Genomic DNA, 12,976 nt, shown 5'->3' with positions numbered 1-12,976 from the left:
GTAGCTGCCCGAAATAGTGGTACGGGCGGTAAGCTCGTAATGGGCCGAGGCCTGGATCGAGTTAGAGCCGTTCTGATGGCCGTAGCTGATGGTCAGATCACTGTCGGGGTTGGGGGTCAGCGTGGCACCGACGCTCCATGTCATGTCATCGATTTTTTGCGCCAGGGTTTGCGAATAGGAGATACTTTCGTAGCCGAGCGTTCCGAAAACCGTGACCCAACGGTTTGCGGCATAGTTCAGTTGGTCCTGAGCCGTGTCACGCCGGGAATTGAAGGTGGTCGTGGGGACGGCCGTAACATTGCCCGCCGCGTTGATCACGCTGTTCGCGCTCGAGGTGCTTTGGGTCAGGTCGATTGAGATCGTATCCGAGAACCTCTCGAGAAACTCGCCGGTCGTGAACTGGGCGATCTCCTCGGTGGTAAGCTGCTTCCCTCCCTGGCCACCGCCAGTCGGGAACGGCGACACCGCGAATCCCGTGGATGTGGCGTACTGCGTTTCACTGGCGGAAACACCCAGCTTGCCGGTGCCGAAGTCGCCGAATTTGTGCAGCAGGTAAGGCGAGACCCCGATATTGGTGGTTTGTATGCGATCCTGGTTGGCCAGGCCAACGGTGCTATTGGTCGGTGAGACGGATGTCCCTGTATTGCCCGCCGATGCCCCGGCCACCAGGCCGGATGTCGATTGAACGGACGCCAGGGCGCGCACATCGACAAAGGCAAGGTCCGGAACAAGCGTCAGAAGCGCGGTCCCGTTCAGGGACTGAGAGATCGCATCCTGGGAGTCCGTACGGGCGGCAAGCGACAAGGTGGGATTGTAATCGAGTTTCACCTGAAGCCGCGGCAAATCGCCGGCGATCGAGATTCCCGGGGTAACCAGCGTGACGAGATCCCACCGGCGCGGACTGTTCACTTCCAACACGTTGTCGGTGAACATTTCGTCCACATTCAGGCTCGGCACGATCGTCCACCCACCACCCGCCGGCGCCCCGAAGCCGTTCGCGAGTTGCAACTGGTGCTGCAGGGTTTGCGCGTCCGGCGTCGCCAAATCGGTGCCTTGCGGCACCTGATCTTCGTTCGTCGGATCAATAAACGGGAATGCCGCCGCGCTACCGGCCTGCGTCAACAGCAAAGCGGCGCCCAGTCCAACAACGGACCAGCCATTTACGGCAGTCCGCCTCCACGCCAGGGGTTTGCCCGAAATCATAACGTTGTCGCGGGCCGCCGGGTCAGGACGAGTAGTACGAGGAGTAGGCACCGAACGTATAGCGGGACGATATCTGCTGCTTGTTCAGGACCATGGTGATCGTCGGGCACGCCTGGATCAGGTCGAGCGAAGCCTCGATCTCGTCGCGCTGGGTGCGGTCGGCCTCCACCACGAACAGGATTTGTCCAGCCACCCGGGCCAGGACCGCCGGATCGGAGGTGGACAGGCACGGCGGGGCGTCGAGGATCAGCAGCCGGTCGGCATACCGGCATGAAGCTCTTGCCCTCACCGGACCGGGCACTGGTGACCAGCAACAGATTGGAGAAGCCGGGTTCCGCACCCGGCCCGAAGGCAGAGCTGATGATCTGGGGCTGCACCAGCCGGAATTCCTCGAGACGCGGGTACCGGTGCGCGAGCAGTCGACCATGCCAGCGCGTTCCAGCGACACCGCATCCACTGACGCTGGTCCTAGCAACATCCCCACCGCGGGATCAGCCAATACGCCACGCAGCGGTGCGGCCGCGGTAAAGTCCTCTGGACGGTCGAGCACGGCGGCCGGCCGCGGCTGGGCCTGAATCGCCGGCACCGCCAAGGGCGGGGTTGGCAGCCCGTGACCATCGTCGGCCGCATTCACGCCCTCCTCCGGCGGTGCCCCCAGCCCGGCCAGCGCGGCTTCGGCGGCGGTCGGCATGGCACCCGGCAACGGCGATTTCACCGGCGCCAGCGGAGGGGCAAATAGCGAGGATCGCATACTCGCGGCCCCGGACGTCGCCGCCTCTGCGTTGTGATCCGCCGTGTCCAGCGCCGTATCGACGCCGGGCTGGCGCATCAGTTGCGCCGACGAGTCTTCCCGCGCCCCGGAGCGCAGCAAACGTTCCGCCGCTCGTTCAACCAGATGGGATACTTTCGGTATCAGCATGACCGGCTTGCTCCCTCGGCGGTGAAGATGGGCACCGCTCGGTCCCGCGGTCGTGTGTCCTCGATGGAATGGGTCACTAGATCAGCGCCGCCGACCGCAGGATATGGACCATAAGCCCGCCATACACGCAAACCAGCACCGCCAGTGCCGCGCCGAACCGAACCACCGTCAACAATCGTTGACGCAGCGGTATCAAGCCTAACACGGAGATACCGCCTAGCACCGGCAGGCCCAGGTTGCGCAGTTCGTCCACCGTGGAGAACGACCGGTCAAGCTGGCCGAACACCACCGTGAGGCCGGCACCGGTCAACAGGCCGCCAAGCAGCACACCGGTAACGAGAAGCAGGCGATTTGGCGCTACGGGCAAGCGGGGAATCTCAGGCGGGTCGATGATCTGCAGCTTGACGTTGTCGGCTTGCGTATTGGCCGCCTCGGCGATATTCGCCGACTGCAGGCGGCCAAGCAGTTCCTCATAGTTGCGCCGCAGCACGGTGTAGTCGCGGTCCATGTTCTGGTATTCGGCGATCAGGCCCGGCTGCTCCCGCTGGATCTTCTCCAGGCGGTCGCGATAGCGGACCGCGTCGTCGCGCTGGCGCTGCAAAGTGATGATGCCGGTATCGGCTTCGATCAGCTTGACCTTCAACTGATCGTACACCTGGTTCGGCACAGAGCGCTTGACACCGCTGGAACCGGCGTCGTGGTCGGCGGCTTTGGTCGTTGCGGTCGGCGCGGGCATGTCCGGCGGCGCGGTTTTGAGTGACTCGATCAGCTTGCGCTGGGCGATCACATCGGGATGCTGGTCGGTGTCCTTCAGCAGCAGCATCCGAAGCTGATCTTGCGCGTCCTGCAACCGGGTCTTCACCGGCTGACCGTTGACCGTGGCGCCGTTCGCGCCGCCGGATTCGACGACCAGCATCGGCGGCGTGTTCTCCACCTCTTGCTTCAGGGCGTCACGGGCGATCAGGGCGTCCTGCAACTTGCCATCAAGCTGCTGCGCCGCGGCCCGAGCACCTTCCAGTGCCGGAACGTTTGGATTGTTGTCGGCGGGCAGGATTTCAAGGTAACGGGCTCGGAAATCCGCCCGGCGCTTCTCCGCCGCGCGAAGCTGTTGCTCATACGACTGTATCTGGCGTTCCAGGAAGCGGCGCGCGTTCTCCATATCCGTCCGGGAGCCGCCGGTGGCGCTTTCGACGAAGATGGTCAGCAGGGTCTGGACCACGTCGTGCGCCAGCTTGGGGCTTTTGTCGCGATAGTAGATGGTGAACAGGTTCCTGGTCTGCGGGGTGACCTTGATGGCGCTGGCCAGCCGGCTCAGCAACCGTTCGCGGTCGGACGGGCTGTTCAAGGTCAGGTCGAGGTCGGTCTTGGAGATCAGTTTTTCCAGGTTCGGCCGGCTCAACAGGGTACGCTGCAGGGTCTCCAACTGCGTCGTCGGCGCCCAGTCCGCGGCGATACCGCGCAGCAGCGGGGTCAGCACGGCGTCCGCGTCGACATACAGCCGGGCGCCGGATTGATACTGGTTGGGAATCATATAGACCGCGACCCAGCCGATGCCGCACACCACCCAGGCGACGATCACGCCCATCCAGCGGCGGCGCCAGGCCGCTCGCAGATACTGGGAAAGCAGGATGCGCACTGAATCCATGACCGGTAGGCCCTCAGAACCAGGATTGGGGGATGATCAGCGTATCACCGGGCATCATCGCGATGTTCTGGCCGATATCGCCGTCCTTGATCAGGTCGCTCAGCCGCACCTTGATGGTTTGCCGTTTGCCGTCAGCCCCGGTGCGAACGATGACCGCGCGATTGCCGGCGGCATATTTGGTCAGGCCCTTGGTCGCGATCATGACGTCCAGCAGGGTCATGTTGTCGCGGTATGGGATCGCGATCGGATCGGTCGCCTCGCCGATCACCCGCACCTGCCGGTCAGCGGGTCCGACGAAGCCACGCACGATCACCGTAACGTTCGGATCCTGGATATATTTGGCCAGCCGCTGCTCGATCTCGCGGGCCAGTTGCGTGGGCGTCTTGCCGGCGGCCACGATGTCCTCGATCAACGGAGTCGAGATTTTTCCGTCGGGGCGCACCGCGACACCGGCTTCGCTGAGATCGGGATTGCGATAAACGAAGATGCTGAGCTGGTCGCCGGACCCGATGATGTATTCGTCAGGCATCTTGACCGTGCTTTTTTGAACCACCGGCGGCGGGGCGTGGCCCCCGAACATGGTCGTGTCGCAGCCGGTCAGCATCAGAACGATGGCCACCCCCAGCATCGGCGCGAACCGCGGAATCCAGGATGTGACGGCATCGCGCCGTAGCGGCCAGGACAAGCCGGCCTGTCCACGAATGTGTTGTCGCGTCCGACGGAGCCAATCTTGAATCACGTTAACCTCTGGAAGAACCGAACGGTGCCAGGATGGCGGGCGACGCATCGGACAGGCATGCAACAGGTTCCGTACGGCGGGTCACGGGTGCTGGTAGGCGCGGAAGGAATCGAACCCCCTCATCTGCCATGTTCAAGCAGCGCTCTGCCAATGAGCTACACGCCTTCCACGTCGACCAGGCTGCCCGAACGGCGAATTCCCATCGACGGGCAGCCTCTCCGATTTGTGAGGCTCGTATAACATCCCTGGTGGGACAGTTCAACGCGGACGTGTCTCCAGCGAAAAGGTGGGATTGGCGCGACGCCCGCCACTCAATGCGCTAGTTTTGTCCTCGTGGGAGTGGAAAAACGCTGGTCTGACTGGACCGAATTCAAAACGATTGCCTCAGTGCAGGGTGCGGGAGGGGCAGACCATGGAATGGACGATCAAGCTGGAAGCGCGCAGCGGTTGGGGAGAGGTCCAAATCATCGAGGTGGGCCGGCTCAAGGGTTCTGATGGGGTCGTCTAATTGCGGGCCAAAATGCAAGACCTTTTTGGTGTTTCGATTGCAACAGCGTATGCCGGGTGCATGGTCGTCTTCGCGGTCGACATAAATCGCCGCATGATGGAGCTTCGCGGGAGGAACCTTCCAATGTGGACGACGCACTATGCTGATTCAGCGGTGCAACCCCAATCAGCGGAATGGCTCTGCCCACGCCCCGGTAGGGACGTATTGGCGCGTTCAGAGCTGAACGCTATCGGTGCGCTATGATGCCGCTGCTCCGGCAGTTCGATCGGAGAGCGCGCCTGACTTCAGCATCGCATGCATGGTGACGGCCAGTTTGCGGGCCACGGCAACGGCGGCGCGTTTGAAGCCGATCCGCTGCTTGAGTTTGAGACCCCAAGCCCGCAGACCACTGTCGGCCGAGGTGCGGGTCAAGATGACCACGGCAGCTTCGTAGAGAAGACCGCGCAAATGTTGATCACCTCGTTTGGAGATGTGGCCATCATAGTCGACCTCACCCGACTGGTAGCGTCAGGCCCAACCAGGCACCGACCGAGCGTGACTTTTTGAAATTCCCCGGCTCTTCGACCGCTGTTGCAAACGAGGTCGCGGTGATTGCGCCGACACCGGGGATCGACATGAGAATTCGACACGCGTCACTTTGGCGCGCGCCGGCGACAGTTGACGCCCAAGTTCAGTGGCGCGGATGCGCGTGCTGCGCCAGGCCTCCAGAAGTGGCAGCACGATCAGGGCCAGCCCCTCCTGATCGACGAGTAGTCCGCGAACATTCTTCTCGAACGTACTTCCCTTGCCTGCGGGGATGAGCAGTCCGAAGGTCTTCATAAGCCCTCTGATCTGGTTCGAGAGTTCTGTCGTGATTCTGACCAGCCGAGTACGTGCTGCCACCAGCGTCCGGCCGAGCATGCTGTTGAATCCCTTGACCCGCACCTCCCGGAAAAATCCGGCTTCTGCGAGATGGGCCAAACCATCCGCATCGTTCGCATCGGTCTTGTTGGCGGCCATGTCGAGTGCCGCTTTGGCATGACGCGCATCGATGCAGATCGCCGGCAAACCCTCTTCTGTCAGCGCGTGATAGAACCAAACCGACAAGGGGCCGGTCTCGAACACAACCCGCTTCGCCATCGGCGCACGCTTGCGGATCAGGTTGGCGATGAGCTTTGGATCGGACGCGCACTTGCCGCGCCAAATGCGCTTTCCATCACGCCGGATCGACACCGCAGTCTCTCTCATCGAAACATCGAGCCCGATATAGTCATCCATGGTTGTTCTCCGTTAGATGCTTGGGCCCGGCGTCAGGTCGTGAGCCCGTATCTTCACCTTATCGGGGAACAGCCACCCGTCTCCATGACCGGGACTGCTTCAGGGCGCCTCGCTCCCGCGATTACCCCATGTGGACGCCCCCTCGACGGCATCGGTGTGCCAAAGTGGAGGTGTTGATAACACCACTTGAGGGAGACGTCCGTGTCAGAGGTTAGCACGATCGGATTGGATATCGCGAAGCAGGTTTTCCAGGTGCACGGGGCAGATGCCTCAGGGCATGTGATATTTCGTAAGAGGCTCACGCGGGCCAAGTTAATCGAGTTCTTCCGATCCCAACCACACTGCCTTGTGGCATTGGAAGCTTGCGGCGGCGCGCACCATCGGGGGCGAGAGATCGCCAAGCTGGGCCATACGGTCCGTTTGATACCGCCTGCCTATGTCAAGCCGTTCGTGAAGCGGCAGAAGAACGATGCCGCCGATGCCGAGGCAATCTGCGAGGCGGCTCAGCGGCCGAGCATGCGCTTCGTTGCAGTCAAGGATGAGGCGCAACAGGCGAGCGGGGTTGTTGTTCAGGAGGATCCGAATCCGGATGTCGTTGGACACGAGGTCCACAACCTCACCTGAGCAAGGCAAACCCAACGAGCCCTATGACTATCCAGATCAGCACTCCGACAAAGGTGTTAACAATCACCCCCCGCGCGGCCGATAGATCATCAGACGATCTCGTCTCATCTATGTCAAGCAGCCGTGTCTCATCTAAAATGAACGAACCGCCGCCGGTGGGGTTCCGAAGCAGCGGAATAAGTTCGTCGCTGACGTCCTGTCGATTTGGCCTTCGCCGGTCCTGAAGTTCGTTAACCTCAGGTCCAAGCATCTGGTCGTGTGGATCATCTGTCATGGTATTGCGTGTTACCACCTTCCGGCACAACTCTTAATACCACGAACCTCTGAGAAATGCACGCCAAACGTTAGAATTTTTCGCCTGGTTGGCCATCCAGCTAACACAGAAAAAAGAGTTTCGGCTGCAACGGATTGGTTCAGTTGAGAGGCATCGCCGCAGGTGGCCGATTTACCTGTAAGGCAGCGATTGTGTCCAACGACGTGGCGTAAGAGCCACGGCTGCATCACTGTCTCCGGCGGCATGGTCGGATGTTTCAGACTGCCGCGGCGGGCAGGCTGACGATGGGGTCATTATTGAGCGGCGCGATGATTTCAAATGTCATGTAGCGTCCTCTCTGCAGCGCCTACTCATTGCATGCCTTCACGATTTCAGCGTAGGTGCCCCAGACACAGGTTGATAGTTTGTTGGCGCGAAAGTAGTTCCAAACGTCAGCATGGTGCAGGGATCAGGGGCTTGCGCACAGCGACCCCACCCAGCCCCGGTGTGACGGTCAGACAGCGCGGACATGGTTCGGACGTCCGAGCGCCAGCATGCGATTGAGGACATGGAGACCGCCGCCTCGACTTCAGTCGTTCGATGGTCGTCCGTGTGCGAACGCAGGCCGTTACCGACCACCTGCTTCCATCGCCCAATTGCCGTCTCGACTTTTGCACGCCGACTGTAGCCGGGGCCTTGTTGCCAGGCCATACGGTCCTTCTCGGCAATGCGCTTGGGGTTACGATCGCACTGTGTCGGCGCGATTGCAACCATATCGCTGAGCACCGCCGTGCGGCGCGGCGACACGATCACTGCCGCTTCAGGGCGGCGGTTGGCGCCTACGGCGTAAATGCCATCCTGATCGTAGGCTCCGTCAGCGGTGAACGAGGAAAGTGAGCCGCTGAGCTGGTCGAGCGACGGACTGACCGCGACACCATCGTCGATTTCCTTGCTGGTCAACACTGATGCCACTATCTGGCCGGTCTCGGCGTCGATTCCGAGGTGCAGCTTCCGCCGCGCGCGGCGAGTCTTTTGTGCCATGCTTTTCAACCAGCTACTCGCCCGCGCCGCATAACCTCAGCCCCGTGTTGTCCACCAGCAAGTGGATTGGGCGGACATTGCCATCAGCAGCAGCCGGGTTCAACCGTGGCACCGCCAGCGTCGCGGAACGCCGACTCAGCGTTGTGTGGTCCCGCACCCGCAACATCAGGCCGAACAAGCTGGTAATCGAACCGATCAGCCCCTCAGTCTGCGGATAAGCGAGGCGGAACACGGCGCGCAGCGTCAGCGCCGTCAGAATCGCCAACGGAGAATACCAAGCCTGGCCACCTCGCGTCGCGGCTCATAGTGCAAACCTGCCAGCGGCCGTTTGAAGAAGCGCTTCGCCGCCTGGGCGTCGCGCCGGGCCTGAATCAAGATGTCCAGCACACCGCCGTCCTGATCAACGGCGCGCCAGAGATAATGCTGCACGCCCTGGATGCGGATGAAGACCTCGTCCATGTGCCACTTGTCGCCAGGTCGTGGCCGGCGGCGTCGCAGGCGCTCGGCGAAACTGGCGATGAACTTCTTGCACCAGCGTCGCAGCGTCTCGTAGGAGACAGCGACACCGCGTTCTGCCAGGATCAGCTCAACATCGCGCAGGCTGAGGCTGAACACATGGTACAGCCACACGGCGTGGTAGATGATCTCGGCAGGGAACCGATGACGGTAATGCGGGTCGGATGACGACGTCATGTCTCAGTCTCACCCGCCTCCGTGGCCGCTGCCGAGCCTGATTACCGTGACAATACCCGCCCTAGTCACCCGAACTGAGTCCGGTCGAAAACATCTGGGACTTACTCCGCCACAACGATCTGACCAACCGCGTCTATGCAACGTACGAGGCGATCGCGGACGCCTGTTGCAATCGCATGGAACAAACTCCATCGCCGCATCCGCACGTGTTCGTTCGATCGCAGTTCGCGACTACACCAATATGAGTCGCTTGGTATTATTCTCTTCGTGGACGGCTCGATCGCATCAAATTCCCCGCCTCGCATCGGTGGGAGGCCCGTCATCGGTTCCGTGACAGATAGAATTTGTCGGAAAACTTTACGCCCGCCCCGGCGCAACAAGGCACGCTGTTCGTAATCCATTGAATTCGTGTGAGCTTTCAGTTGGCACACTAATTGCGTCGCAAGCATATGTAATATGGTCTTTGTCGTATTAGTTAGACGTAGGAAAATGATATGTCGCGGTTTTGGTCAAAAAGTCTCGTTATTGGATTCGTTTTGGGCGGCCTGCCCATGGTCGGCTGGGCAACACCCGCCGCCGCAACGCCGTTCACAGTAACCAATGTCGACGTCAATCTGCCGGAAATCATCACGCTCAATACGCCGGTTCCGGTTACTGCCTATGTCGGGCAACTCGTGCTTACGACAACGATCGGCACCCTTAACGTGTGGTGCATCGACGTGTACCACGACATCGGACTCGGCGCACAGGACCTGCCCTATACGACGGGTTCGATCTCCACCGACTTCCACGGTATCACGCTGACTACAACGCAGATCGACGAAATTTCCGGCCTGGTGGGTTATGGTGATGCCTTGCTGGCAGAACCAGGAGCGACCTCCACCGAGTCAGCGGGCGTGCAACTTGCGATCTGGTCGGTCGAATATGACAATTTCTCGTACAGCGGGGCGTCGGCCGCAACGGTTGCGGAGGCAAACAAACTGATCGCATTGGCGCCGACCTTGGCCGGAAGCGCGAATGCCGTCATCGGTCTGGATGGCACGCAAAGCTTCGCCATTGATCAAATTCCGGAACCCGCGTCGCTCGCCGTGCTGGGCGCCGGCCTCACGGGGATTGGTCTGGTTCGCCGCGGCCGCCGGGCCTAAAAGGTATCGACCCGAACAGGCGTCACGTCATTCGCAAGGGTGACGTGACTACCTTCGCTTAGAGCGGAGTCCGATCAGTGTGGACCATAGCCGGCTGATGCGAACACGTTGATGCGCTCTGCGGGAGTGATGAGGTCGATGATGCGTCCGATAGCGGACCAAAGCGCCTCGACCGTGCGTGCGGCCTCCTTGCGGAGAAGGGTCTTGAGCTTGGCAAAGGCTTTCTCGATTGGGTTGAAGTCGGGACTGTAGGGCGGGAGGTATCGCAACGTCGCGCCGGCTGCCTCGATCAGGGCCCGCACGTGCGGGCCCTTGTGGCTGGACAGATTGTCCATGATCACGATGTCACCTTGACGAAGGTTGGGGACAAGAACGCGCTGCACCCAGGTTTCAAAGATCGTCCGGTTGACCGGGCGGTCGATGACAAACGGGGCGACGATGCCGCTATTGCCCAGCGCTGACCTTGAAGCGCGCCGCCGCGGCGCGATGGCTTAATCTCTCATCCCGCACAGCAGCAACAGCGCGTTGTCGCAAATCAAGCGAAAATGCCTTCGACATCCCTGCCGGCCTCCCGCTGCGGCAGAGAGCTTGAATCCGATTACAGCCGATTCGGGAATCCCCCTCGATACGATCAGCTCGGATCACGCTCTAGATAGACGGCTGCACGACCCGGATTTGACGCGCCGCTACAGGATAGACAACAAGGTAGGAAGCGGGGCGCCCGATACCTCGGCCATCTGCACCGCATTTGAACGCACTTCTGCCGATCCGCCGCCCTTGACATCTCCCCAACCTCTGGAGGGCCCTATCCGGCAAACCCGGGCACCATTCAGGAGAACCCAAATCCTGATGTCGTTGGACCCGGGGGTCCACAACCTCACCTGAGGCCGCCGCGGCGTCCTCTTGAGCGAACGCGGTAGCGACGAAGGCCGCTGCCAGTTGCGCATGCGGGTACGCACCCCGGTAGCGCTGCCAGGCCGCGTTCAGGACCCGCGTGATCGCCGCCTTTAGTCCTTCATGGGCGTCGGAGATCACAAGTTTCACGCCGTGTATTCCGCCGCGAGTGAGTGTGCGGAGAAACTCAACCCAGACGGTCTCGGCCTCGGAGCAGCCGATATCCATGCCGAGCACTTCGCGCCTGCCGTCGCTATTGACGCCGACCGCGATGGTTACCGCCTTGGCGACGATGTGCCCGGCGTCGCGCATCTGTACATAGGTGGCTGTCCAGCCAGTCATACGGCCAGTCGCCTTCCGACGGGCGGGTCGGGAAGGTCTCGACCCTGCCGTCGATTCCGCCGCATAGCAGATGTCGATTAATTTTACATATTTGCCAAACATGTCTATCGAAATTCTTCTAAGCAATTGTTTTATAAAGATGGCATAAATTTTGCGTCCAAATCAGGCGACGTTATATTTCGAACAATGTCCGACAGGAAGTTATCATATGCTAAATAAATATCCTGGGTATTGCATTGATAGAGCCCGCGCATTCGACCAGCGCCTCTACGATACCCAAGCTCTAAAGGAATACGCGGACAGGCGACGAATGGAAGCCACAGCAGCCACTTCGGAAGAAAGGCGCGCATTCTATTTGGAAGAGGCTGAGATGTGCGAACGGCGTCTTCGCCGATCCTTGGTCACACCAATTATCCGGGATGATTCCTGAATCGCCGACCGGTTGGCTGGGTGGCGATAGCCAGGGCAGGCTCCGGATGGTTAGATATCCGCCGTGGATAAGGACGTCCCACAGTCACCATACGTCTACCATGCGTGAACCGCCGCTTCTCACGCAATCGAGGGATCGCCGGTCAGCGAGACTGGTGTCCGCCTTCGTGATTTGCACCATCCGCTCCGCGTGGGCGCAGACCTGCGGAGAAAAGCGAATTGCGTGGACCGATGACCAACCGCACCAAACTGTCGCCACGTGCCGAATGCCCTTTCGGCACGTGGCGAGCAACGCCACGCCGCCATTCAAGGTAGCTGCCGCGTTTGCCGCGGAAAATGTACAAACTGCCCCGAAAGAATCCTGCCCGATCATCTGCTGGACGTTCGCCGCCAGGCCGTTGAACCCGGCACGCAGGTCGATCGGACTGCAGGGGAGGAACACCTTCGTCCCCGACGCCAGGCTGATCATGTCGCGCCCCTCATCGCGCGAAGGACACGCGACAGCACTTTCTCATTCACGAAGGCATTGACGCGGGCGCCGTTCGGCAACGCGATCTCGATCGCCCCGGCTCTGCCTTCGCCACGTGGGAGCGCTCGTGGCGGCTCCAACGGCGGCGCTGCCGGTGCATCATTCTCCGCTACATCCAATACGCGCGGCGGCACAAACGCGACCGCTCTCGATGAGCCGATCGTTGCGCTCGCCGCCGCCTTCCAGGCCGAGCGCCAGTTATAGAGCAAGCTTTCCGAGATCCCGTGACGCCGCGCCACCAGCTTGACCTTGCCACCCTCGGCTTCCACCTCGGTGATCAGCGCGGCCTTCTCTTCTCCGGTCCATTTTCGCCGTCGTTCGATCCTGGCGACAATCTCCGCGTCGGACACACACGCCTCCTTCTGTTGGTGTGGACGGCCCCCGGCGGCATCGATTGTGCCAAAATGGGTCGTTACTGATTTCACACAGGGGAGACCATTCATGGACCAAATCAGCCGAATCGGAATGGATACGTCGAAGCACATCTTTCAGCTGCACGGGGTGAACAAAGCCGAAGCGCCGATCCTGCGCAAGAAGCTGAGGCGTAAAGACATGGTGGCGTTCTTCGAGAAGCTTGCACCAACGGTGATCTCGATCGAAGCTTGCGGTGCCAGCCATCATTGGGCACGGCTACTTCAGTCATTTGGGCATTCGGTGAAGTTACTCACCAGTCGTTAATTAAGACGACAAACAGCTTGTACGTGCGTGCCTGTGCTGTTATGATGAGGCATGAAGCGAGATGGGCGCAGCTTTGA

Annotated in this window: 10 protein-coding genes, 1 tRNA gene and 6 pseudogenes; 4 read left to right on the top strand and 13 right to left on the bottom strand. The window is 60.9% G+C overall.

What is annotated here, in order from left to right; genetic code table 11:
- The 6 genes and pseudogenes from GSQ89_RS38065 to GSQ89_RS38040 form a co-directional block, all read right to left on the bottom strand.
- On the bottom strand, window positions 1-1,044 hold a 1,044-nt coding region (locus GSQ89_RS38065), incomplete at its 3' end, for an outer membrane beta-barrel protein (RefSeq protein WP_216856661.1).
- Window positions 1,045-1,225: 181 nt separating this feature from the next.
- The gene (locus GSQ89_RS38060; protein ID WP_158933320.1) at window positions 1,226-2,122 is read right to left on the bottom strand and encodes a hypothetical protein; all 897 of its coding nucleotides are present in this window, start codon (window positions 2,120-2,122) and stop codon (window positions 1,226-1,228) included.
- A 76-nt stretch (window positions 2,123-2,198) separates the two neighbouring features.
- Window positions 2,199-3,767, bottom strand: coding sequence for an XrtA system polysaccharide chain length determinant (locus GSQ89_RS38055; RefSeq protein WP_158933319.1), 1,569 nt, complete (start codon window positions 3,765-3,767; stop codon window positions 2,199-2,201).
- A gap of 13 nt (window positions 3,768-3,780) precedes the next feature.
- Window positions 3,781-4,452 carry an XrtA/PEP-CTERM system exopolysaccharide export protein gene (locus tag GSQ89_RS38050; protein WP_254073574.1) on the bottom strand — a complete coding sequence of 224 codons (672 nt, stop codon included), beginning with the start codon at window positions 4,450-4,452 and terminating at the stop codon, window positions 3,781-3,783.
- A gap of 145 nt (window positions 4,453-4,597) precedes the next feature.
- A tRNA-Val gene (locus GSQ89_RS38045) sits at window positions 4,598-4,671 on the bottom strand.
- Between the two features lie 580 nt (window positions 4,672-5,251).
- A pseudogene (locus tag GSQ89_RS38040) lies at window positions 5,252-6,271 on the bottom strand (IS110 family transposase).
- A gap of 201 nt (window positions 6,272-6,472) precedes the next feature.
- On the opposite strand from GSQ89_RS38040, the pseudogene GSQ89_RS38035 reads away from it, so the two are divergent.
- Window positions 6,473-6,829 (top strand): annotated as a pseudogene (locus GSQ89_RS38035) (transposase); the annotation flags it as partial.
- A 703-nt stretch (window positions 6,830-7,532) separates the two neighbouring features.
- Here GSQ89_RS38035 and GSQ89_RS38030 read toward each other — a convergent pair.
- From GSQ89_RS38030 to GSQ89_RS38020, 3 genes are read right to left on the bottom strand one after another with little or no spacing between them, the layout of a single operon-like run.
- Window positions 7,533-8,189 (bottom strand): transposase, encoded by a 657-nt coding sequence (locus GSQ89_RS38030; protein WP_158933318.1) that lies wholly within the window; start codon window positions 8,187-8,189, stop codon window positions 7,533-7,535.
- Between the two features lie 13 nt (window positions 8,190-8,202).
- Entirely contained in the window at window positions 8,203-8,454 is a 252-nt protein-coding gene (locus tag GSQ89_RS38025; protein WP_158933317.1) for a transposase, read from the bottom strand.
- Entirely contained in the window at window positions 8,442-8,882 is a 441-nt protein-coding gene (locus GSQ89_RS38020; protein ID WP_158933316.1) for an IS6 family transposase, read from the bottom strand. Before GSQ89_RS38020 ends, GSQ89_RS38025 begins: the two co-directional genes overlap by 13 nt.
- Window positions 8,883-8,947: 65 nt before the next feature.
- On the opposite strand from GSQ89_RS38020, the pseudogene GSQ89_RS39725 reads away from it, so the two are divergent.
- Window positions 8,948-9,071 (top strand): annotated as a pseudogene (locus GSQ89_RS39725) (IS630 family transposase); the annotation flags it as partial.
- A gap of 305 nt (window positions 9,072-9,376) precedes the next feature.
- On the top strand, window positions 9,377-10,027 hold the full coding sequence (locus GSQ89_RS38015) for a PEP-CTERM sorting domain-containing protein (RefSeq protein ID WP_158933315.1): 651 nt from the start codon (window positions 9,377-9,379) through the stop codon (window positions 10,025-10,027).
- A gap of 74 nt (window positions 10,028-10,101) precedes the next feature.
- Here the strand turns inward: GSQ89_RS38015 and GSQ89_RS38010 are convergent.
- From GSQ89_RS38010 to tnpA, 4 genes and pseudogenes are all read right to left on the bottom strand, one after another.
- Window positions 10,102-10,485 (bottom strand): annotated as a pseudogene (locus GSQ89_RS38010) (transposase); the annotation flags it as partial.
- A 427-nt stretch (window positions 10,486-10,912) separates the two neighbouring features.
- Window positions 10,913-11,330: pseudogene (locus tag GSQ89_RS38005) on the bottom strand (transposase); the annotation flags it as partial.
- A gap of 447 nt (window positions 11,331-11,777) precedes the next feature.
- Window positions 11,778-12,161: a hypothetical protein gene (locus tag GSQ89_RS38000; protein WP_158933314.1), complete on the bottom strand. Its 384-nt coding sequence runs from the start codon at window positions 12,159-12,161 to the stop codon at window positions 11,778-11,780.
- Window positions 12,158-12,571: an IS66-like element accessory protein TnpA gene (gene tnpA / locus GSQ89_RS37995; protein WP_158933313.1), complete on the bottom strand. Its 414-nt coding sequence runs from the start codon at window positions 12,569-12,571 to the stop codon at window positions 12,158-12,160. Before tnpA ends, GSQ89_RS38000 begins: the two co-directional genes overlap by 4 nt.
- Window positions 12,572-12,662: 91 nt before the next feature.
- On the opposite strand from tnpA, the pseudogene GSQ89_RS37990 reads away from it, so the two are divergent.
- Window positions 12,663-12,887, top strand: a pseudogene (locus GSQ89_RS37990) (IS110 family transposase); the annotation flags it as partial.
- Window positions 12,888-12,976 lie beyond the last annotated feature (89 nt).

Source organism: Acidisphaera sp. S103 (assembly GCF_009765975.1).
Taxonomy (GTDB): Bacteria; Pseudomonadota; Alphaproteobacteria; order Acetobacterales; family Acetobacteraceae; genus Rhodopila.
Note: the sequence above shows the minus strand (reverse complement) of the source record. Positions and strands in the feature narration are given on the sequence as shown.

Bases quoted from the DNA above. Each gene is read 5' to 3' on its own strand.
- GSQ89_RS38030 (WP_158933318.1), bottom strand. From the start codon at position 8,189: ATGGCACAAAAGACTCGCCGCGCGCGGCGGAAGCTGCACCTCGGAATC.
- GSQ89_RS38020 (WP_158933316.1), bottom strand. From the start codon at position 8,882: ATGACGTCGTCATCCGACCCGCATTACCGTCATCGGTTCCCTGCCGAG.
- GSQ89_RS38055 (WP_158933319.1), bottom strand. From the start codon at position 3,767: ATGGATTCAGTGCGCATCCTGCTTTCCCAGTATCTGCGAGCGGCCTGG.
- GSQ89_RS38060 (WP_158933320.1), bottom strand. From the start codon at position 2,122: ATGCTGATACCGAAAGTATCCCATCTGGTTGAACGAGCGGCGGAACGT.
- GSQ89_RS38000 (WP_158933314.1), bottom strand. From the start codon at position 12,161: ATGATCAGCCTGGCGTCGGGGACGAAGGTGTTCCTCCCCTGCAGTCCG.
- GSQ89_RS38015 (WP_158933315.1), top strand. From the start codon at position 9,377: ATGTCGCGGTTTTGGTCAAAAAGTCTCGTTATTGGATTCGTTTTGGGC.